The following is a 21,263-nucleotide window of genomic DNA, read 5'->3' on the forward strand; positions in this document are numbered from 1 at the left end:
GTGACTACCGGTCCACGGCCGGGGACCGCCCCAGGAAGAGCCGCGGAGCGCGGTCCCGGTAGGACCGTCAGCGTGTCGGGTCTACCGTCGCGGCGGTGACCGCCTTCGAGAAGCTGCCCGAACCCGACGGACGCCCGGAACTGCTCGTCCTCCGTGCCATCAAGCTCGGCGACCTGCTCGTCGCCGTCCCCGCACTTCACGCGCTCCGCCGCGCGTTCCCCGACCACCGCATCACCCTGGCCACCACGGCGTGGCTGGCGCCGGTCGTCGAACTCGTGCCGGCGGTGGACGTCCACCTGGCCCAGCACGGTCTCGACCACCCGATCGCGGTGCCGCATGCTGCCGTCGACATCGCCGTCAACCTGCACGGCGCCGGCCCGGAGTCCTCGGACCTCGTCGCCGCGCTCGCCCCGCGCCGGGTCATCGGGCACGCCGACCCGACCCACGACTACCAGGGCCCGGAGTGGCCGGACGACGTGCACGAGCGCGACCGCTGGGCGGACCTGCTCACGTGGCACGGCATCCAGGCGGACGCCACCGAGGTGCACATCGACCGCCCCGCCGAGCCGCCGGTGGTCGCCGACGCGGCCGTCGTGCACGTGGGTGCCTTCCACGGTGCGCGGCACTGGCCGACGGACCGCTTCGCCGACGTGGTGCGCGGGCTCCGGGCGCGCGGTGCCGACGTGGTCCTGACAGGAGGCTCGGACGACGTCGTGCGCGCCCGCGCCGTCGCCGACGCGGCCGGCCTGGCGCCGGAGGCGGTCCTGGCCGGCACCCTGGACCTGCAGGCCTTCGCCGCGGTGATCGCCGCGGCGCGGCTCGTCGTCACGGTCGACACCGGCGCTGCGCACCTGGCGACCGCGTACGGGGTGCCGTCGGTCGTGCTGTTTGGCCCGGCCCCGCCCGAGGCGTGGGGCCCGCCGTCGACCGGCCCGCACATCGTGCTCACCGACGCCTCGGTCCGTCGCGGCGACGTCTTCGCCGAGGACCCGGACCCGGCGATCCTGGCCGTGACCGCGGACGACGTGCTCGGCGCGGTGGACCGGCTCCGGGTGACCGCTCAGGCGGCCGGGCGGTAGCGTCGACCGAGAGCCACCCGGACCTGCCGGATGCTCGGAGGGAGTCCTTCGTGTTCGAAGCCGCGAACATCCGTGACTGGATCGGTCTGCCGGTCGTCGACGAGGCCGACGACAAGGTCGGCACGCTCGAGAGCATCTACTACGACACCGCCACGTCCGAGCCGGCGTTCGGTGCCCTGACCACCGGCATGGTCGGGTTCCAGAAGCTCGTCTTCGTCCCGCTGTTCGGCGCCACGGTCGCCCCGAAGCACCTGCGCGTGACGTTCCCGAAGAAGCTCGTCAAGGACGCCCCGTCGATCTCCACCGACGGCGAGCTCGACGCTGCGACCGAGCCCGAGCTGTTCCAGCACTACGGGCTGGAGTACCGCACCGGCAGCGGTGGCGAACGCCGACTCGGACGCCGCTGAGCCCGTCCCGCCCCACCGACCGACCCCACCCGACCGACCGATCCGCCGCACCCGCCCGGAGGCCGCAACTGCTCCGCACCGCCCGTACGACGCTGCTCGCCGCCCTGGCGGCGGTCGCCGTCGTCGGGCTGGTGGTGGCCGGTGTCGCGGCACCGGGGCCGGTGGGACCCGCGTCGGCCGCGCCGATGTGGCCCGTCCCGCAGCCCTACCCGGTGCCGGACGACCCGACCGAATCGCTCGCCGACCTCCCGCCCGGCAGCGAGTACGTCGCCCTTGGTGACTCGTACTCCGCCGGCTACGGACTCGGCGACCGGACCCGGCTGCCCACGAGCGCGTGCGTGCAGTCGGCCCGTGACTACCCGCACCGGCTCGCGGCGCGGTTCGGCCTCGACCTGACCGACGTCACGTGCGCGGGCGCCACCAGCGAGGACGTCACGACCGGACACCAGTTCACGGGCGTCCCCCCGCAGATCGAGTCGCTGTCGACGCGCACCCGGCTCGTGACCCTGACGATCGGGGGCAACGACGCAGACCTGTTCGGCACGGCCGCGTCGTGCCTGGCGATCTCGGCTGACGGCCCGGTGTTCTCCGGACGTGACGCGCCGTCGTGCGAGAGCACGCTCGTGCAGGACGGTGAGGACCAGCTCAGCGTGAAGATCCAGTCGCGGGTCGCGCTCGGGATCGCCGACACCCTGGCAGCGGTGCAACGGGCCGCGCCCAACGCCGTCGTCGTGTTCCTCGGGTACCCGGCGATCTTCCCGGACGCCGAGCACACCCCGGCGAAGGGATGCTTCCGCTCGGCGCTGGACCTCGGCACGCTCGCGGGATCGTTCCCCTCGGACACCTTCCCCTTCACCGACGACGACGTGGCGTACCTCCACGGCGTCCAGGAGGAGCTCGACGCGGTGTCCGCATCCGCCGCCGACGCCGCCGGGGTGCGGTTCGTCGACGTCCTCGAACGCACCGAGGCCCACTCGGCCTGCGCCCCGGCGGACGAACGCTACGTCGCCGGCGTCAGCCTGACCGGCTCGAGCGACCTGCGACGCATCGACCTCAAGGCCGGCGCCCTGCACCCGAACGGCCGCGGTGTCGCGTACCTCACCGACCAGATGGCCGACGCGATCCGGGAACTCGCCGGCTGACCCGTTCGGACCCCGCGCTGTCCGTGTGCGCCGCCGGAGGGACCACACACACCGGAGCCGCCGTCTCACGGACGACGTCGTGGAGCAGTGCGCCGGACAGCACCCGCACGTGCCCCCGTCCGAGCACCACGAGCGACGCCCGCCGGGTGCGCGATGCGATGGCGTGCCCCGGGTGCCCCTCCACGAGCAGCGGCCGGATCCGCACCGCCGGGAACCGCGCGGTCAGGTCCTCGGTGACCCGCTGCAGCAGTTCGGCGTTCCGGGCGCGCCACCGCAGGGGATCCTCGGCGAAGTCGGTGAGCCCGGTCCGGGTCAGCACGGGCATCTCCCACGCCCGGAGCAGCGTCAGTCGTCGGTGCAGCCGGACGGCCTCGGCGACGGCGATCGAGACGGCCCGTTCGTCGATGGGTTCCTCGACGGCCAGCACCACGTCGCCGTCGATCGGGTGCGGGCCCTCGGGGACGATCACGGTCGGCACGGCCGCACGGACCGCGACCCGCGCCGGGTCGCCGCCGGCGGTCGAACCCCGTCGGCTCCGGAAGGTCCCGATCACCAGGAGGTCACCGCCGTCGGACTCCTCGACCACAGCGGTGGCGAACGGCCCGGCGTGCCGGTGCACCTCGACGGTGACTCCGGGCAGGGCGGCACGAGCGGCCTCGGCCAGGCGGTCGGCGACCGGTCCGGGGCCCTCGATCGCCGGGTCGGCACCGATGATCCGGATCCGCTCGATCCCGCTGTCCGCGCGGGCGGCGATCCACCGCAGCGCCTCGTCGTGCGGCATCGCGGCGTCCGCGGCCAGCGTCACCGTCGTCCATCGTTCGTCCATCCCGATCGGCCTCCTCCATCGCAGGTCCTCCGGGGGCGTCACACGGCGCTCCGTGCGCCACACGGTACTCCCGGCGCGGGTGTGGGGAACCGGCGGTGGAACCGGGCACGTCGGGTGGTGCGCGGCGTGTGTGTGGTGATCCGGGCCTCCCGGCCGGGTCTGCGTAGTCTCGGGACGTGGTCGTGAGCGCCGGACTGTTGCTGCACCGGACCGGTCCGTCCGGGCCCGAGGTCTTCCTCGCGCACATGGGCGGACCGTTCTGGCGGAACCGGCCGCGTGCCTGGTCCATCCCGAAGGGCCTGGTCGAGGCGGGCGAGGAGCCGCTCGGCACCGCACTGCGCGAGTTCGCGGAGGAGATCGGCGTGTCCGCCCCGGTGACCGCCGCCGACCTGACCGACCTGGGGGAGTTCCGGCAGGCGTCGGGCAAGCGGGTGCGGGTCTTCGCGGCACGGGCGTCGGGGTTCTCGGTCGACACCGTGCGGAGCAACACCGTGCGGCTCGAGCTGCCGCGCGGGTCGGGGCGGTTCGTCGAGGTACCCGAGGTGGACGACGCACGGTGGGTCGGCCTCGACGAGGCGCGGGAGCTGCTGGTGGCCGGGCAGGTCGCTGCGCTCGACGCCCTGGTGGCGCTGGGCTGCGGTGCTGGCGGTTCCTGACGCGCCGTTCGGTTTGGTCGAGTGGTCACGAACTGTCGTCCGGCGGCCCTCCAGCCGACACTTCTCGGCCACCCGGCGACCGGCACGCGGCATGTCGCGTCCACTCGGCGGGACTTTCTTACTCGTGTCGTGCCCCGGACACGAGCCGCGCCCGCTGGATAGTCTGAGAGCGTGTCGGGTTCTCCGGCGCCACAGCAGGGGAGTACACATGCGGCGCTGGCGCGCGGTCACGGCTGGGCTGACGGCCCTCGCACTCGGAGCAGGACTCGCGATCGGCGGCGCGACCAGTGCGTCGGCGGAGCCGGTCGGCAACTGGGGGACCTTCACCCTCAGCGGAGCGAGCCGGGCCTACACCGGCACGATGACGCTCGCCGGGTTCCCCGAGACGACCTTCACGTCGGACTCCCGGCAGTCGACCGTCGTCAGCGGGGCATCGACCTGGCAGTCGGCATCGACCCCGTCGGGCGCGGTCTACGGGACCAGCCGCGGCAAGACCTACATGAACCAGCGACCGAACGTCGACTCGCCCACGACCGGGGCCTCGACGACCACCTACACGTTCGCCGAGCCGACGCCGGGTGCCCAGAGCTGGTCGTTCGTGCTCGGCGACGTCGACGCGGACCGGGCGACCATCTCGGCCACCGTCTCCGGGGGTGGCGCCGCGACCGCGGAGCAGCTCGGCTACGTGCGCTCCTACAACTCGTGCTCGGCCGCCGTCGCCGGAGGGCCGTCGTGCACCGCCGACCCCGACGGTACGACCGGGCAGGACCTGCCCTCCTGGGACCCCGCCACCCGGACCCTCACGGGCAACACCGGCGCGGTCGACACCGCCGGCGCCACGGCCTGGTTCACGCCGACCGTCTCGCTCACCAGCCTGACGATCACGTACCAGCAGCGCAGCGGGTTCCCGGTGTACCAGACCTGGTTCGCCAACCGCACCGCCGCGATCACCGGCACGGCGACCCTCGACGGAGCACCCATCCCCGGGGCGATCGTCCGCGTCACCGCTCCGCGCGGCACCGTCTACACGACGACCACCAACCCCGACGGCACCTACGCGTTCCCGCAGCTGCCGGTGATTGCGAACTACCGCGTCGAGATCACCCCGCCGGACGGTGCCGAGGGCCCTGACCAGCCCACGAGGGTCTCCCTCGCCCAGGCAGGCTCACCGGGCGGCGTGGACCAGCAGGCCGACTTCGCGTTCACGTCGCCGGAGGACACCGTGTCGGTCATCGGCACCGTGGTCGACGAGGACGGCCGACCGGTCTCGAACCTCGAGGTCGTCATCACCGACCCGGACTCCGGGGACGTCCTCGTCGACACGACGACGAACAGCGACGGCGTCTACACCGGCTCCGACCTGCCGTCGGACACCGACCTCGACGTGTCCGTCGCCGACGAGCCACCCGTGACCATCACGACCGGCGACGTCGACGCGGCACCCGCGGTCCCCGACGAGATCGACGCCCCGGCCGCCGACGTCGCGACGGTCGCGGGTCTGGTCTCGCTCGACGGTGCACCCGTGCCCGCCGGCGCGGTCGTCGAGCTCGTCGACGGCACAGGCGCCGTGGTCGCATCGACGGTGACCGATGCCGACGGTCGCTACGTCTTCGCCACTGCGGCGGGCACGTACACCGTCCGGACCGAACGACCGGCGCCGGGGGCGACCGGGGCGACCTCGAACACCGGTGTGACGGCCGTCGCCGGCGAGCGTGCTGCGTCCGACCTGCCGTTCGCCTCCGCCGCCGCAGCCGCCGAGGTCACGACCGACCAGCCCGGCACGGTCGTCGACACGAACGGCGAACCCGTTCCGGACGTCGAGGTCGTCGCGACTCCGACGGACCCACAGTCCGGCGATCCCGTGTCGGTCGTCACGGACGACGATGGTGCGTTCGACCTGACCGGCCTGGAGCCCACGACCGAGTACGCCGTCTCGGTCGACGTCGAGGGGGCCGAGACTGCGACCGTCGTCACCCCGGAGTCCGGGGCCGCGACGCCGCTGGCGTTCGTGGTGCGGGCCGCGGCGGGTCCGGCGCCTGCTCCTGCTCCGTCGCCGTCGCCGAGTGGCTCTGCTTCGGCGGCTCCGACCAGCCCTGCTGCCGGCTCGGGCTCTGGCTCCGCGCCGGTCCCGGGCCAGGGCGACGCGGGGGACGGTGGACCGTTGGCGTACACGGGGGCGGACCTCGGGCCGGGGCTCATCGCCGCCGGGGTGCTCGTGCTGCTCGGTGCGGCGCTGCTGACCTACCGCGCGGTGCGCAACCGCCGCCGCACGGACCACCTACAGGACTGACCGCGCGGCGGGCGCGGTGGCGGCGGTCGCGGTCGCGGTCGCACAACACGCCGCCCGCGTTCGCCGAGGGGCCACGAACCGTCGCCCGCCGACCCGTCAGACGACAGTTCGTGCGACCTCGACGCCCCGCCAACGGCATGTCGTGACCACTCGGCGCCGGGCCGCACGCCTTCGTCGCGGTCGCACAACACGCCGCCCGCGTTCGCCGAGGGGCCACGAACCGTCGCCCGCCGACCCGTCAGGCGACAGTTCGTGCGACCTCGACGCCCCGCCAACGGCATGTCGTGACCACTCGGCGCCGGGCCGCACGCCTTCGTCGCGGTCGCACAACACGCCGCCCCGCGTCCGCCGAGGGGTCACGAACTGTCGCCCGCCGACCCGTCAGACGACAGTTCGTGCGACCCCGACGCCACGCCAACGGCATGTCGTGACCACTCGGGGGCCGGGCACCGCGCGCGTTCGCCGCAACCGCACAACGCGCCGCCGCGGGGACGCCGAGGGGTCAGAAACCGTCGCCCGCCGACCCGTCAGACGACAGTTCGTGCGACCCCGAAGCCCCGCCAACGGCATGTCGTGACCACTCAGCGAACGCACCCGCGCCCGCGGCCCCCGCACCGCCCCTAGCGCGTCCGCGGCCGCCGCACCGAACCCGTGACGACACCGATCGACCCCGTGACCGTCTGGATCGCCCGCCCGACGACCGGCACCGACGTGGTGACGACCGCGAGCGACGACGTGATCGCCTCGATGGACGAGGTCGACAGGTGCTCCTGCGCGTGCGAGTGCACCGGGAACCCACGGCGCGCCAGCACGACGACCCCGAGCGCCCCGACCAGCACCGCGGCACCGGCGAACGGCAGGTACTGCAGCCCGACGATCCCGAGGGCCTGCCCGCCGAACGCCGCACCACCGGCGATGCCGATGTTCGACGCCCCGTTGACCAGCGCGCCCGCGATGTCGGGGGAGACGCCTCCGGCACGGATCGCCGCGGCCATGAAGAGCGTGCCGGTCGTGCCGTTCGCGGCCATCCAGATGCCCGCGACGACCATCGTCCCCATCAGAGAGCCGTGCACGAACGGCATCGTCGCGAAGGCCACGACCATCACGGCGACCGAGGCGATCAGCGTCTGCCGGGGCGCACGGTCGACGAACATGCCGGCGAGCCAGAGCCCGACCACACCGGTGCCACCGAGCACGAGCAGCGCCCCGCTGACCATGCCGGCGTCGAGCCCAGCGTCGATCGCGTACGGCCCGATGTAGGTGTAGACGACGTAGTGCCCGCCGAAAAGCAGCATGTCGGCGATCACGACGGACAGCAGCCCGGTGCGCGCCCAGGCCTTCGGCGACCCGATGTGCGGCGACGAGGCACCGCGGACGGCGGGCAGGAACAGCAGGGCGACGACCGCGAGTGCCGCTGCGGCGACACCGACGGAGAACACGGCCTGGCGCCAGCCGATGTGCTGCGCCACCCAGGTCGCGACGGGCACGCCGAGCACGAACCCGAGCGAGCTGCCCGAGTACACGAACGCGATCGCCCGTCCCGCCAGCCGCGGCGGGACGATCCGGGTGGCGTACGCCGAGGCGACCGAGAAGAACAGTGCGTGCGCGATGCCGCCGACGACGCGTCCGGCGCAGACCACGGCGAACGACGGTGCGAGCGCGACCATCAGGTTCGACACGGTGTAGCCGACGAGCGTGGCGACGAGCACGGTCTTGCGGGGCAGCTTCGCGGTGAACGCGGTGAGCGGCAGCGCGAGGAGCGCGACGGCCGCGGCGTACACGGTGATGACGATGCCCATGGTGGCCTCGGTCACGCCGAGGTCGGCGCTCATCGTGCCGAGCAGCCCGACGGGCATGAGTTCGGTGGTGATGGCGAAGAACGTGGCCAGTCCGAGCACGGCGATGCCGACGATCGACTGGCTGGTGACGGTGATCGGCCGCGTGTGGGTCGACACGGCCGAGGTGGTGGTGTTGGTGGACACGCTGCTGACCTCCTTGCGAGGCACGGTGGAGCGCGCGACGATGCCGATCGTTCTGACGGCGGTGACCGGGAGGGTCTGCGGGGCGCGCTCGCTGGCGGATGTGGATGATGTGGGTACGACTCCACGACGAGTGCGCTCATCCAGTGTTGCACGATGGAACGACTCTCGCGAGGGCATCCAGCAAATACATCGGAGCGCTCCAACGGAACACTCAGGTACTGATCGCCCGCTCAGTACTCGTTCGTCACCCGGCCCTGGACACCGCCACCACGCAGCTCGATCGTCAACGTGCCGCTCCTGGACTGCGCCGACATCGACACCGATCCGTGCAGCGCCGCCTGGCGCGGGAAGCACGCCGTCGACGACTCGATGCGGTCCGCCGTCGCCACCAGGCAGATCGTCGACCGGTCGGTCCCGATACCGGCCCAGACGTTCCAGGGCGTCTCGGCGGTCCCGCCATCGAGCGCCCGGTTCGTGAAGACCAGTCGCGTCGTGTGCAGACTCACCGGCGCGGCGACCGGCCCCGGCAGCTGGTCGGCGTACGTCTGCGGGACGTCGAGCAGCTGTTCGAGCGTGATCGTACCCGCTGTCGGCGTGACGCTCGGCGCTGCGGCGACGTCGGGCTGCGCGGTCCCGACGAGCGTCCCGGCGGCGAACGCGACGCCCACCGCCGCAGCCGCGCCGCCCGCGATCCAGGCGCGTGGTCGCTCCGTCCACAACCACCGCCGCCACCGGGTCCGTCCGGTCGGCTCGGCCTGGAGGCCCGGCTCGTCCCCGCCGACGCCCCGCGCGTCGTCGACGTGGTCGCCCCCACCGCCGTCGGTCACCTCCGACACGTCGGCTCCGGCAGGCACTGCCGCCGAACTGGCGGGCGAGGACACGACCGAGGCGTCAGCGGGCGAAGACACGGGCACCGGCGCGGGCCCTGGACCCGACCCCGTCGCGGACGGGACGGACGTCCGGACCGGACCCGGGCCTCCCGGCAGGGGATCCCGCGCCGTCGACCCCGCACGCGTGCGGGGTCGTCGTCCGCGTTCCAGGTCCTGCAGCGCGATCCGGGCACGCGCCGCGTCCGCCGGGCTCGATCCTGCTCCCCAGGCGACGGCCTCGAGCCGTGCCCGTTCCGCTGCCACGTCGTCGTGGGCCATGCGCACTCCCGCTCTGCCGGTCGCGTGGACAGGTCCATCGTGGCACCGCACAGCCGTGCGCGCGCACCCAGAACGAGGGAGTAGGCGTGGTGCATGAGCACCGACCCCATGCCGCAGCACGACGCCGACGCCGAGACCCTCGAGCCGCTGAGCCACGACACCCAGTCCGGCGAGGCCGACTACGTCGCCACCAGCCCCGGCGGCGCGGGCACGGAACGCCACGTGCCGACCGCCGACGAGGAGCAGGGCCGCGGCACCGAGTACGACCCGGTCGACCAGGGACCGCAGCAGGAGGGCCAGGGCGGCTAGCGGACCACCCGTCGCAGCACGGCGCGTTCGCCGGAGGTCCAGGCCGCACTCGTCACGACGTAGAGCGCGGCGGCGAGCGGTGCGATCGCCGCGAAGACGACCGTGACGAACGGCACGTACCGACCCACGGCGGCGGTCGCGGCGGCGCCGGGGACGCCCGGCTCCGGTGCCGGCACCGGGTTCCAGTGCGCGTTCGACCGGCGGCTGAGCTCGACGACGACCGCGAGCACCGCCAGCAGGACCAGCACCACCCAGGCGTGCACCCACAGCGGCGACGTCAGGGTGACGACGAGCGAGTGGCCGAGCGGGACCCCGACGAGCGTCGCGTCGAGCAGGCCATTCGTGGTGCCGCCGATCGAGGCGTGCGTGAACAGGGCGTAGACGAGCGACACGACGGGTGCCTGCGCCAGGACGGGCAGGCAGCCGGCCAGCGGCGAGACCTTCTCGTCGGTGTACAGCTGCTGCACCGCTCGCTGCAGCCGCTGGGTGTCGCGGCCGTGGCGCTTCCGCAGCGCCGCGAGCTGTGGTGCGAGGCGCCGGCGGTCCCGTTCGGCCCGCACCTGCAGCACGGACAGCGGGACGAGCACCAGGCGGACGGCCAGGGTGAGGAGCACGACGGCGATCGCCGCGGCGAACGAGCCGGCGACGGGGGAGAGCGCCGCGGTGAGGGCGGTGACGAGGTCCGCGCCGCCGTGCAGCAGCGGGCCGACGAGGGGCAGGGTGGACAGGTCCATGACGGTTCCGATCGGTGGTGGGTCAGCGGGGTGCGCGAGCGGCCCGGCCACCGGTCGGTGGTCAGGCCGGGGTCGCGACCCCCGGTGCCCGTGAGCGGACGTGGCCGTCCGCGTCGGCGTGGCTCCACCCGATCCGGGTGACCAGGTCGGGTACCGCCGACCGGTCCGACACGGATGCCGATCCGACCCCGAGGACGGCTGCCAGCACCGCGACGAGCAGCCGGGCGACGACGACGGTCACGGCGACCGCGGTCAGCCCGAGTGCCGCCACGGCCAGCAGGGGCAGCACCCCGGGGGCCGGGTCGCCGAGCACCAGCGCGGCGGTGGCGCGGAGCAGCAGGAGGACGGCGGTCATGGTCCGTTCAGCGTAACGCCCGCGTGCCGTCGAGGACCGGAAGGTGCGGCGGGGGAGGATCACGGCATGACCGCAGGTTCGCCGAGCACCCCAGCGACCGTCGCGCTCGAGGCGGCCGGGGTCCCGTACACGCCGCACGTGTACGAGCACCACGAGAGCGCCACCAACTTTGGAGAAGAGGCGGCCGCCGCCCTCGGGCTGCGCGAGGAGCAGGTCTTCAAGACCCTCGTCGTCTCCGTCGACGGCACCCTCGCCGTCGCGATCGTGCCGGTGGCGAACCGGCTCGACCTCAAGGCGATCGCCGCCGCGGTCGGCGGCAAGAAGGCGACGCTGGCCGATCCCGCCCTCGCCGAGAAGCGCACGGGCTACGTGGTCGGCGGGATCAGCCCGGTCGGCCAGAAGACCCGGCTCCGCACCGTGCTCGACGAGTCGGCGCTGTCGTACGCGAGCATCTTCGTGTCCGGCGGACGTCGCGGCTTCGACGTCGAGGTGGCACCGACCGACCTCGCACGGATCACCGAGGCGGTCGCCGCACCCATCGCGCGGACCTGAGTCGAGTCGCCGCAAGTTCTTTCGGCACCCGGGAATGACCCGGACCCTCCTGCGTTGCATTGAGTCGAAGGCACTCAAGTTCCCCAGGAGGTCCCTTTGCCAGAGACGTTCGGCCCGACCGGTAGCAACGACTCGTTCGACGAGTTCCTCGCCCGCCTGCTCGCGGCACAGCGCACCGGTGACCAGCAGCGCGTCCGCGCGTTCGGTCGACCGGTCGACATCACCCGGCTGCTCAGCCGCCGGACCCACGAGCTGCTCCAGCACACCGCCGAGTACGCGGTCGCGCAGGGGCAGCGCGAGATCGACGCACTGCACATCCTGCACGTGCTCGTCCGCACCGAACCGTTCGACGCCGTCGTGCGTTCCGCCGGGGTCGATCCCCAGCGACTCGCCGAGGAGATCGAGCAGCGCCTGCCGATGGCGCACGAGCCGCTGGCCGAGCAGACCGGCCGCCCGGCACTGACCGGCACCGCCCAGCGCATCCTCGTCGAGGCGACGCAGGCCGCGCGGGGCTTCGGCAGCACCTACACCGACCCCGAGCACGTCTTCTTCGCGCTCGTGATGGACCAGGAGACCGTGACCGGCCAGCTGCTCGCCAGCGCCGGGATCACCCCGCAGGTCATGCAGGACTACGCCCAGCAGGCCGCGGCAGCAGCACGAGAGGGGCGCCCCATGCCCGGAACACCGAACGCCGTCGATGCCGACCAGGCCACCGACAGCGACACCCCGACGCTCGACCAGTTCGGCACCGACCTGACCGAGCGCGCCCGTGACGGGCACGTCGACCCGGTGATCGGCCGCGCCGACGAGATCGAGCAGACCGTCGAGATCCTGCTCCGCCGCACCAAGAACAACCCGGTGCTGATCGGTGAGCCCGGTGTCGGCAAGACCGCCATCGTCGAGGGCCTCGCCCAGCGCATCGTCGACGGTGACGTCCCCGCACTGCTCCAGGGCAAGCGGGTCGTCGCACTCGACCTGCCCGGCATGCTCTCCGGCACCCGCTACCGCGGCGACTTCGAGGAGCGCCTCACCACGGCGATGGACGAGATCGCGGCGCACGCCGACGAGCTCATCGTCTTCGTCGACGAGCTCCACACCGTCGTCGGCGCCGGTGGCGGCGGCGAGGGCGGCTCGATGGACGCCGGCAACATCCTCAAGCCCCGGCTCGCCCGCGGAGACCTGCACCTGGTCGGCGCGACGACGCTCAACGAGTACCGCCGGATCGAGAAGGACGCCGCGCTCGAGCGCCGGTTCCAGCCCGTCACGGTGGGGGAGCCCAACGTCGAGGACGCCGTCGCGATCCTGACCGGCCTCGCCCCGCGCTACGCCGAGCACCACGGCGTGACCTACTCGGACGACGCCCTGCGCGCCGCCGTGGAGCTCTCGCACCGCTACGTGACCGACCGGCACCTGCCGGACAAGGCCATCGACCTCATCGACCAGGCCGGTGCACGCCGTCGCCTCGCCCTGTCGGGTGACATCGACGTCGAGGCACTGCGTGCCCAGGTCGCCGACCTGACGGCCCGCAAGGACCGCGCGGTCGCCGAGGAGCACTACGAGGAAGCGTCCGACCTGCGCGACGAGATCGTCGGACTGGAGGCCCGGATCACCGCCGCCTCGTCGGCGGACGCGACCCGCCCCTCCCGTCCGGAATCCGCGGACACGTCGATCACGGAGGCCGACATCGCCGCCGTGGTGTCACGTGCCACCGGGATCCCGGTGACCCGCCTCGGTTCGGCCGACAAGACGCGGCTCGCCGCGCTCGAGTCCGAGCTGCACGACCGAGTCGTCGGCCAGGACGACGCCGTGCGGGCGATCGCCAAGGCGGTACGGCGCAGCCGGACCGGCATGGGCGACCCGCGTCGTCCGGTGGGCAGCTTCCTGTTCCTCGGCCCGACGGGTGTCGGCAAGACCGAACTCGCGAAGGCCCTGGCGTCGTCGCTGTTCGGTGACGAGTCCGCCATGCTCCGCTTCGACATGAGCGAGTTCGGCGAACGCCACACCGTCTCCCGCCTGGTCGGTGCCCCTCCCGGGTACGTCGGCTACGACGAGGCCGGCCAGCTCACCGAGCGTGTCCGCCGCAACCCGTACTCGGTGATCCTGCTCGACGAGGTCGAGAAGGCCCACCCGGACGTCTTCAACCTGCTGCTGCAGGTGCTCGACGATGGTCGCCTCACCGACGGGCAGGGGCGGACGGTCGACTTCCGGAACACGGTCGTCATCATGACGTCGAACATCGGCTCGGAGTTCCTGGCCTCCCGCTCGGGAGCGCTCGGGTTCTCCCCGGTCGGTGCGACGGACGGCTACGCCGAAGACGACCTGCGGGCCCGCGTGATGGGCAAGCTGCGCGAGGCGATGCGGCCCGAGTTCATCAACCGCATCGACGAGATCGTGCTGTTCCGCAAGCTCGACCGGTCCCAGATCGCGTCGATCGTGTCGCTGCTGCTGCAGGACACGGCGCTCCGGCTGGTCGCACAGGACATGCTCCTGTCGGTGTCCGACGCGGCGGTCGACTGGCTCGCCGAGCACGGGTACGAGCCGGAGTACGGCGCCCGCCCGCTCCGTCGGCTCATCCAGCGCGAGGTCGACGACCGCATCGCGACCCTGGTGGTCGAGGGCGGGGTCACCGCGGGTGACACCGTGCGGATCGACGTCGAGGGCGATGCCCTGACGGCGCGCGTCGCGGAGCACGCGGCGGTCTAGTCCGGTCGCACGTGCACACGAAGGCCCGGTACCGATTCGGTACCGGGCCTTCGGCGCGCGCGGACGCCCGCGGTGCGCGCCGCCGCCGCGCGCCGTGCGTGCTCCGTCACACGGTGCGAGGTTGCCCGCACCGTGCAGGCCTGTGATCCCGCACCGAGCGCGCGGGCTGCCACCGGTCCGCGGACGACGCACGGTGCAGCCGGGAGACCCGGCTCCGGTGCACGCCGGGAACTCGGCACGGGGCCTGCTCGTCGACACGAGAACACGAACCTCGCACCGTGATCAGCCTGTTCGGGAATGCAATTCCGGATGTTTTCCGGAAAAGGGGTTGCGCTCCGAATTGCGGTGCCGATAGTGTTCACTCGTCGCGAACGGTCGAACATTCGACCCGGACGACTCCGCCAGCTCGAGACCGAAAGGGGGCCGACCATGATGATCTCCGCAACCACTCCGTTCCGTGGAATCCGTGGACGCGTCGGTACCCCGTTCCGCGTCCGCTGACCCGGGGCGTCCCACTCTCCTGACACCTGTGCCTCCGGGCACCTTGCGCTGAGCCGATCAGGCTCGCGCAGCACCGGTTCGTTCATCCGCTGAGCGGCTCGACGGCACGTTGGTGCGTGCCGTCCGATCTGCGCGGACGACGCCGGAAGAATGTCGGTGGACAGTGCGACGCTCTCGGTGTCGACAAGCATTCCGCGATCGTTGTCCGAACATTTCCGGACCATCCCGGAGTGCATTCTCACGCATTCATTTCCTACTGCCCGCAACCCGGGCGGATTCGTCCTGCCCGACACCCGGGCAGCTCTGCCGTGCCCTGAAGGGGAACACCGTGTCCACGAAGACCACCACCCGTCCACCCGATACCCGCGCGGTGCGCCGCCGGGTCTCACTCGCCGACCGCATCGCACTCCGAGTCGGGATGTCGCTCATCATCTGGAGCCGACGCACCCGCAAGGAGCGGCCCGAGGTCGACCTCGCCACGTTGGCCCGCATGGAGCGCGAACGCCAGCAGCGCGAGGCCGACTGGATCACCCAGGGCGCCGCCATGCGGATGTGGCGCTGACCCGCGGCGCTGCGGCGCTGCGGCGCCGGCGCTGTCGTCGGCGTCAAGCACGCACGCACCGTGCGTCGTTCCGAAGCCCGTGCGGACTGAACGGCTCGGTGCGAGGAAACAACCTCGCACCGAGCCACCTGCGGCAGACCGTCCGACCGAACCCGCACCGTGCCGCGATCGGCCGGCCCCGCACGAGGCGACCACCCTCGCACCGTGCGCCGACGTGTCGGACGCACCCCGGGCCTCCCGTACCGTTGGCGGGTGACCGAAACCGCAGCTGCACTCGTCGAACGCCTCACCGCCCTCGTGCCGGACTTCCCGAAGCCGGGGGTGCTCTTCCGTGACGTGACGCCGGTGTTCTCGGACGCCGTCGCGTTCGGCCGCGTGTGCGAAGCACTCGCGGCACCGTTCGCGGTCGGAGCCGGGTTCGACGCGGTCGCCGGCATCGAGGCCCGGGGCTTCGCACTGGCCGGGGGCATCGCCGCCCAGCACCAGGTCGGCGTGCTCACCGTGCGCAAGGCGGGGAAGCTCCCCGGCGAGGTCCTCAGCGAGCAGTACGCGCTGGAGTACGGCGAGGCCGAGCTCGAACTGCGCCCCGGCCAGCTGCCGGCCGGCACCCGGGTGCTCGTCGTCGACGACGTCCTGGCCACCGGCGGGACCGGCGCTGCGACCATCACGCTGCTCGAACGTGCCGGGTACCAGGCCATCGGCTTCGCCGCTCTGCTCGAGCTCGACGGCCTGAACGGGCGCGAGCGTCTCGAGCCGCGGCTGCCCGTCGCGACGCTCGGCGCCGTCCCGGCCTGAGCGCGGGCAACCGCGCGGTCGGGGCGGCATCCGTTCTCTCCACAAGCGCGTCCCCGGCGTCCGCACGCGAGCACGTCTCGCACTAGTCTTGACGCACCATTTCGATCGAGGAGTCCCATCATCGTGACCGAGTCAGTCGCACCCGCGCCCGCCGAGCTTCCCAAGGCACCCGAGCCCCGGACCGCGACGACGACCACGACCGGCACCGAGCTCTTCGACGGTGAGCGCGGCGTCGTCGCGATCCGTGTCGACGGTGTCCTGAAGGACCTCGCGGCGGACGTGCAGGCCGGCGAGACCGCCGAGGCCGTCACCCTGCAGGAGAAGGACGGGCTCGACATCCTCCGCCACTCGGCCGCCCACGTGCTGGCGCAGGCCGTGCAGCAGATCAACCCGGACGCCAAGCTCGGCATCGGGCCGCCCGTCACCGACGGCTTCTACTACGACTTCGACGTCGCCGAGCCCTTCACCCCAGAGGACCTCAAGGCGATCGAGAAGGGCATGGACCGCATCGTCAAGCAGGCCCAGCGCTTCCGTCGCGTGGTCGTCACCGACGAGCAGGCACGCGAGCTGATGGCGGGGGAGCCCTACAAGCAGGAGCTCATCGGCCTCAAGGGTGCGGCATCCGACGGTGACTCCGGCGAGAGCGTCGAGGTCGGTGCCGGCGAGCTCACCGTGTACGAGAACGTCGACCCGAAGTCGGGCGAGGTGCTCTGGCAGGACCTCTGCCGCGGCCCGCACGTCCCGCACACCCGCTGGATCGGCAACGCCGCCAAGCTCATGCGCGTCGCCGCCGCGTACTGGCGCGGCTCGGAGAAGAACCCGCAGCTGCAGCGCATCTACGGCACCGCCTGGCCCGACAAGGACCAGCTCAAGGCGTACCTGGTGCGCCTCGAGGAAGCCGCCAAGCGCGACCACCGCAAGCTCGGCGCCGAACTCGACCTGTTCTCGTTCCCCGACGAGATCGGTTCCGGCCTGGCGATCTTCCACCCGAAGGGCGGCATCATCCGCCGCGAGATGGAGGACTACTCGCGCCGTCGGCACGAGGAGAACGGCTACTCGTTCGTCTACACGCCCCACATCACCAAGGGCGACCTGTTCGAGACCTCCGGGCACCTCGGCTGGTACAAGGACGGCATGTTCCCGGCCATGCACATGGACGAGGCGAAGGACGAGGACGGCAACGTCACCCGGCAGGGCGCCGACTACTACCTCAAGCCGATGAACTGCCCGATGCACATCCTGGCGTACCGGTCGCAGCCCCGCTCCTACCGCGACCTGCCGCTCCGGATGTTCGAGTTCGGCACGGTGTACCGCAACGAGAAGTCCGGCGTCATCCACGGCCTCACCCGCGTGCGCGGCCTGACCCAGGACGACGCGCACATCTTCACTACGCAGGAGAAGATGAAGGAGGAGCTGACCACGACCCTCGCGTTCGTGCTCTCGCTCCTGCGCGACTACGGGCTCGACGACTTCTACCTCGAGCTGTCGACGAAGGACCCGGAGAAGTACGTCGGTGACGACGAGGTCTGGGACGTGGCGACGGAGACCCTGCGCCAGGTCGCCGAGGAGTCCGGCCTCGAGCTCGTCCCCGACCCCGCCGGCGCCGCGTTCTACGGTCCGAAGATCTCCGTGCAGGCCCGCGACGCCATCGGCCGCACCTGGCAGATGTCGACCGTGCAGCTCGACTTCAACCTGCCCGAGCGCTTCGGCATCGACTACACCGCGGCCGACGGCTCCCGCCAGCGTCCGGTGATGATCCACCGCGCGCTGTTCGGCTCGATCGAGCGCTTCTTCGGGGTCCTCACCGAGCACTACGCGGGCGCGTTCCCGGCGTGGCTGTCGCCCGTCCAGGTCGTCGGCATCCCGGTCGCGGCCGAGTACGGCGACTACCTCGACGAGGTCATCGCGAAGCTCCGCGCGCACGGCGTCCGCGCCGAGGTCGACCACTCGGACGACCGCATGCAGAAGAAGATCCGCACGCACACCAAGGCGAAGGTGCCGTTCCAGCTCATCGCCGGTGGCGACGACCGCGATGCCGGCGCCGTCAGCTTCCGCTTCCGCGACGGTCGCCAGGACAACGCGGTGCCCGTCGACGAGGCCGTGGACCGCATCCTCACCGCGATCCGCGAGCGCACGCAGGTCTGATGGCGCAGTCGGGAGGCCCGGAGCAGGCCGGTGGGACCGGTCACGTCGACGACGTGGCCGGCCCCACCGCCGCCGCGCCCTCCGAAGGCGCGGACACCGATCCGCTGGTGATCCGCGACGCGGCCACCGGCGCAGCCGTCCCGGACGCGTTCCAGCGGCTCTGGAACCCGCACCGGATGGCCTACATCGACGCCGGCCGCGAAGGCCGGGGTCGCGGGCACGACGACGACTGCCCCTTCTGCGAAGCCCCGCGGATGTCCGACGAGGACGCCCTGATCGTGGCCCGGGGTGAGCACGCCTACGTGCTGCTCAACCTGTTCCCGTACAACAACGGGCACCTGCTCGTCTGCCCGTACCGCCACGTCCCGCTCTACGACGAGGCGACGCCTGACGAGCTGCGCGAGATCGGCGAGCTGACGCAGACCGCGATGCGGGTGCTGCGCGAGGTCTCGCACTGCGACGGCTTCAACATCGGCATGAACCAGGGCGAGGTCGCCGGTGCCGGCGTGGCCGCACACCTGCACCAGCACATCGTCCCGCGGTGGCAGTCGGACGCGAACTTCTTCCCGATCATCGCCCGGACGAAGTCCATGTCGCAGTTGCTCGGCGAGACCCGTCGACTCGTCGCCGACGGGTGGCCCCGGGCGCACTAGACTGGTCGGCATCATGAGCGACAGCACCAGCACCTCCGGCACCCCTGGCACCTCGATCACCGGCTCCGACCGCGTCAAGCGCGGACTCGCCGAGATGCTCAAGGGCGGCGTGATCATGGACGTCGTCGACGCCGAGCAGGCCCGCATCGCGGAAGAAGCCGGTGCGACCGCCGTCATGGCCCTCGAGCGCGTCCCCGCCGACATCCGCGCGCAGGGCGGCGTCGCACGCATGTCCGACCCCTCGATGATCGAGGAGATCATCGCCGCGGTGTCGATCCCCGTCATGGCGAAGGCCCGCATCGGCCACTTCGTCGAGGCGCAGGTGCTGCAGGAGCTCGGTGTCGACTACATCGACGAGTCCGAGGTGCTGTCGCCGGCCGACTACCTCAACCACATCGACAAGTGGAAGTTCACCACCCCGTTCGTCTGCGGTGCCACCAACCTGGGCGAGGCGCTCCGTCGCATCGCCGAGGGCGCGGCCATGATCCGTTCCAAGGGCGAGGCCGGCACCGGTGACGTGTCCGAGGCCACCAAGCACATCCGCACCATCACCAAGGAGATCGCGGCGCTCCGCAACCTGCGTGACGACGAGCTCTACGTCGCCGCCAAGGAGCTCCAGGCCCCGATCGACGTCGTGCAGGAAGTCGCCCGCACCGGCAAGCTCCCCGTCGTCCTCTTCACCGCCGGTGGTGTCGCCACCCCGGCCGACGCCGCGATGATGATGCAGCTCGGTGCCGACGGTGTCTTCGTCGGTTCCGGCATCTTCAAGTCCGGCGACCCGGCAGCGCGTGCCGCCGCGATCGTCAAGGCGACGACCTTCCACGACGACCCCAAGGTCATCGCCGAGGTGTCCCGTGGTCTGGGCGAGGCGATGGTCGGCATCAACGTCGCCGACGTCCCCGCACCGCACCGCCTCGCCGAGCGTGGCTGGTAGTCCGACGAGCGGCGCTCGGCCCCGCATCGGGGTCCTGGCGCTGCAGGGTGACTTCCGTGAGCACATCGCCTCGCTGACCGAGCTCGGCGCCGACGTGGTGCCGCTCCGTCGCCCCGAGGAGATCGAGACCCTCGACGGCGTCGTGATCCCCGGGGGCGAGTCGAGCGTGATGGACAAGCTGTCCCGCGCGTTCGGCGTCGCCGAGCCCCTCGCCGACGCGATCCGCGGTGGCCTGCCCACCTACGGCACCTGCGCCGGCATGATCATGCTGTCGTCGCGGATCACCGACGGCATCAGCGGCCAGCAGACCCTCGACGTGCTCGACACCACCGTGCGCCGCAACGCGTTCGGTGCGCAGAACGACTCGTTCGAGATCGACATCCCGATGCCCGACCTCGGCGAGGCCCCGGTGCACGCGGTGTTCATCCGGGCCCCCGTCGTGGAGCAGCGCGGCGACGACGTCCACGTCCTCGGCGTGCTGCCCGACGGCCAGGTCGTGGCCGTGCAGCAGGGCAACGTCATCGCGAGTGCGTTCCACCCCGAGGTCGCGGGCGAGGACCGCTTCCACCGCCGGTTCCTCGACCTGGTGCGCAGCGCCTGAGGCGTGACCGTCCACCCGCCGCACCGACGGGACGGAAGCCGCGCCGCGCCTCCAGGCCGGTGTTCGGCCCACAGGGCCGCTAAACTGAGCGGGACTTTCCGCAAGACGCAAGGAGAACCGTGTCCGGGCATTCCAAGTGGGCAACGACCAAGCACAAGAAGGCGGTCATCGACCAGCGCCGTGCCAAGTCGTTCGCCAAGCTGATCAAGAACATCGAGGTCGCCGCGAAGATGGGCGGTGCCGACATGTCCGGCAACCCGACCCTGGTCGACGCCGTGCAGAAGGCGAAGAAGACCTCGGTCCCCAACGACAACATCGACCGCGCCGTCAAGCGCGGTGCGGGTCTCACGGGCGAGACCATCGAGTACACGACGATCATGTACGAGGGCTACGGCCCCAACGGCGTCGCGATGCTCATCGAGTGCCTCACGGACAACAAGAACCGTGCCGCGGCCGAGGTCCGGACGGCGATGTCGCGCAACGGCGGCACCATGGCTGACCCGGGCAGCGTCGCCTACAACTTCTCGCGCAAGGGCGTCATCTCGGTCACGAAGACCGACGGCCTCGACGAGGACACCGTGATGACCGCGGTGCTGGACGCCGGTGTCGAGGACGTCATCGACCAGGGCGGCGGCTTCGAGATCATCACCGAGGCGAGCGACCTGGTCGCCGCCCGCACCGCCCTGCAGGACGCCGGCATCGACTACGACTCCGCCGACGCCGAGTTCGTGCCCGGCCTCAAGGTCCCGGTCGACGCCGAGACCGCCCGCAAGGTGTTCCGCCTGATCGACGCGCTCGAGGACTCGGACGACGTGCAGAACGTCTACTCGAACTTCGACATCCCCGCGGACGTCCAGGCCGAGCTCGACGAGGACGAGGGCGAGTAACC

General features: G+C 72.0%; 20 protein-coding genes. 15 read left to right on the forward strand and 5 right to left on the reverse strand.

What is annotated here, in order from left to right; genetic code table 11:
- Positions 1-95 precede the first annotated feature (95 nt).
- From DEJ29_RS09165 to DEJ29_RS09175, 3 genes are all read left to right on the forward strand, one after another.
- Entirely contained in the window at positions 96-1,079 is a 984-nt protein-coding gene (locus DEJ29_RS09165) for a glycosyltransferase family 9 protein (RefSeq protein WP_111093988.1), read from the forward strand.
- 50 nt (positions 1,080-1,129) lie between these two features.
- Positions 1,130-1,486: a PRC-barrel domain-containing protein gene (locus tag DEJ29_RS09170; protein ID WP_027465587.1), complete on the forward strand. Its 357-nt coding sequence runs from the start codon at positions 1,130-1,132 to the stop codon at positions 1,484-1,486.
- 185 nt (positions 1,487-1,671) lie between these two features.
- Positions 1,672-2,628, forward strand: coding sequence for an SGNH/GDSL hydrolase family protein (locus DEJ29_RS09175; protein WP_146248274.1), 957 nt, complete (start codon positions 1,672-1,674; stop codon positions 2,626-2,628).
- On the opposite strand, the gene DEJ29_RS09180 is transcribed toward DEJ29_RS09175, so the two are convergent.
- Complete coding sequence (locus DEJ29_RS09180) at positions 2,585-3,454, reverse strand: universal stress protein (protein WP_111093990.1); 870 nt, start codon at positions 3,452-3,454, stop codon at positions 2,585-2,587. The two genes, DEJ29_RS09175 and DEJ29_RS09180, sit on opposite strands and share 44 nt — an antisense overlap.
- Before the next feature lie 176 nt (positions 3,455-3,630).
- On the opposite strand from DEJ29_RS09180, the gene DEJ29_RS09185 reads away from it, so the two are divergent.
- Together DEJ29_RS09185 and DEJ29_RS09190 are read left to right on the forward strand one after the other, a co-directional pair.
- Entirely contained in the window at positions 3,631-4,110 is a 480-nt protein-coding gene (locus DEJ29_RS09185) for an NUDIX hydrolase (RefSeq protein ID WP_111093991.1), read from the forward strand.
- A 208-nt stretch (positions 4,111-4,318) separates the two neighbouring features.
- Positions 4,319-6,400: an MSCRAMM family protein gene (locus tag DEJ29_RS09190; protein WP_111093992.1), complete on the forward strand. Its 2,082-nt coding sequence runs from the start codon at positions 4,319-4,321 to the stop codon at positions 6,398-6,400.
- A gap of 620 nt (positions 6,401-7,020) precedes the next feature.
- On the opposite strand, the gene DEJ29_RS09195 is transcribed toward DEJ29_RS09190, so the two are convergent.
- Both DEJ29_RS09195 and DEJ29_RS09200 read right to left on the reverse strand, forming a co-directional pair.
- Positions 7,021-8,382, reverse strand: coding sequence for an MFS transporter (locus DEJ29_RS09195; RefSeq protein ID WP_181438052.1), 1,362 nt, complete (start codon positions 8,380-8,382; stop codon positions 7,021-7,023).
- A 230-nt stretch (positions 8,383-8,612) separates the two neighbouring features.
- The gene (locus DEJ29_RS09200) at positions 8,613-9,218 is read right to left on the reverse strand and encodes a hypothetical protein (protein ID WP_146248275.1); all 606 of its coding nucleotides are present in this window, start codon (positions 9,216-9,218) and stop codon (positions 8,613-8,615) included.
- Positions 9,219-9,623: 405 nt separating this feature from the next.
- Between DEJ29_RS09200 and DEJ29_RS09205 the strand changes: the two genes are divergently transcribed.
- Entirely contained in the window at positions 9,624-9,839 is a 216-nt protein-coding gene (locus tag DEJ29_RS09205; protein WP_027465592.1) for a hypothetical protein, read from the forward strand.
- On the opposite strand, the gene DEJ29_RS09210 is transcribed toward DEJ29_RS09205, so the two are convergent.
- Positions 9,836-10,573: a YidC/Oxa1 family membrane protein insertase gene (locus DEJ29_RS09210; protein WP_111093995.1), complete on the reverse strand. Its 738-nt coding sequence runs from the start codon at positions 10,571-10,573 to the stop codon at positions 9,836-9,838. The genes DEJ29_RS09205 and DEJ29_RS09210 overlap by 4 nt on opposite strands.
- Before the next feature lie 61 nt (positions 10,574-10,634).
- Entirely contained in the window at positions 10,635-10,928 is a 294-nt protein-coding gene (locus tag DEJ29_RS09215; protein WP_111093996.1) for a hypothetical protein, read from the reverse strand.
- A 66-nt stretch (positions 10,929-10,994) separates the two neighbouring features.
- Here DEJ29_RS09215 and ybaK point away from each other — a divergent pair, with 66 nt between their 5' ends.
- The 9 genes from ybaK (at position 10,995) to DEJ29_RS09260 (ending at position 21,261) form a co-directional block, all read left to right on the forward strand.
- The gene (gene ybaK, locus DEJ29_RS09220) at positions 10,995-11,480 is read left to right on the forward strand and encodes a Cys-tRNA(Pro) deacylase (RefSeq protein ID WP_071244681.1); all 486 of its coding nucleotides are present in this window, start codon (positions 10,995-10,997) and stop codon (positions 11,478-11,480) included.
- Positions 11,481-11,576: 96 nt separating this feature from the next.
- Positions 11,577-14,183, forward strand: coding sequence for an ATP-dependent Clp protease ATP-binding subunit (locus DEJ29_RS09225; protein ID WP_111093997.1), 2,607 nt, complete (start codon positions 11,577-11,579; stop codon positions 14,181-14,183).
- A gap of 829 nt (positions 14,184-15,012) precedes the next feature.
- Positions 15,013-15,246 carry a hypothetical protein gene (locus DEJ29_RS09230; protein WP_138803336.1) on the forward strand — a complete coding sequence of 78 codons (234 nt, stop codon included), beginning with the start codon at positions 15,013-15,015 and terminating at the stop codon, positions 15,244-15,246.
- A gap of 252 nt (positions 15,247-15,498) precedes the next feature.
- On the forward strand, positions 15,499-16,041 hold the full coding sequence (locus DEJ29_RS09235; RefSeq protein ID WP_017887364.1) for an adenine phosphoribosyltransferase: 543 nt from the start codon (positions 15,499-15,501) through the stop codon (positions 16,039-16,041).
- Between the two features lie 123 nt (positions 16,042-16,164).
- Positions 16,165-18,186 carry a threonine--tRNA ligase gene (gene thrS, locus DEJ29_RS09240; RefSeq protein WP_111093998.1) on the forward strand — a complete coding sequence of 674 codons (2,022 nt, stop codon included), beginning with the start codon at positions 16,165-16,167 and terminating at the stop codon, positions 18,184-18,186.
- Complete coding sequence (locus DEJ29_RS09245) at positions 18,186-18,839, forward strand: HIT family protein (RefSeq protein WP_258375866.1); 654 nt, start codon at positions 18,186-18,188, stop codon at positions 18,837-18,839. The genes thrS and DEJ29_RS09245 overlap by 1 nt, the downstream gene beginning before the upstream one ends.
- 13 nt (positions 18,840-18,852) lie before the next feature.
- Positions 18,853-19,773: a pyridoxal 5'-phosphate synthase lyase subunit PdxS gene (pdxS, locus tag DEJ29_RS09250; protein ID WP_111093999.1), complete on the forward strand. Its 921-nt coding sequence runs from the start codon at positions 18,853-18,855 to the stop codon at positions 19,771-19,773.
- Positions 19,763-20,374, forward strand: coding sequence for a pyridoxal 5'-phosphate synthase glutaminase subunit PdxT (pdxT, locus tag DEJ29_RS09255; protein WP_111094000.1), 612 nt, complete (start codon positions 19,763-19,765; stop codon positions 20,372-20,374). Before pdxS ends, pdxT begins: the two co-directional genes overlap by 11 nt.
- A gap of 119 nt (positions 20,375-20,493) precedes the next feature.
- On the forward strand, positions 20,494-21,261 hold the full coding sequence (locus tag DEJ29_RS09260; protein ID WP_017887357.1) for a YebC/PmpR family DNA-binding transcriptional regulator: 768 nt from the start codon (positions 20,494-20,496) through the stop codon (positions 21,259-21,261).
- The last annotated feature ends 2 nt before the right edge of the window (positions 21,262-21,263 follow it).

Source organism: Curtobacterium sp. MCPF17_021, assembly GCF_003234605.2.
GTDB classification, from domain to species: domain Bacteria; phylum Actinomycetota; class Actinomycetes; order Actinomycetales; family Microbacteriaceae; genus Curtobacterium; species Curtobacterium flaccumfaciens.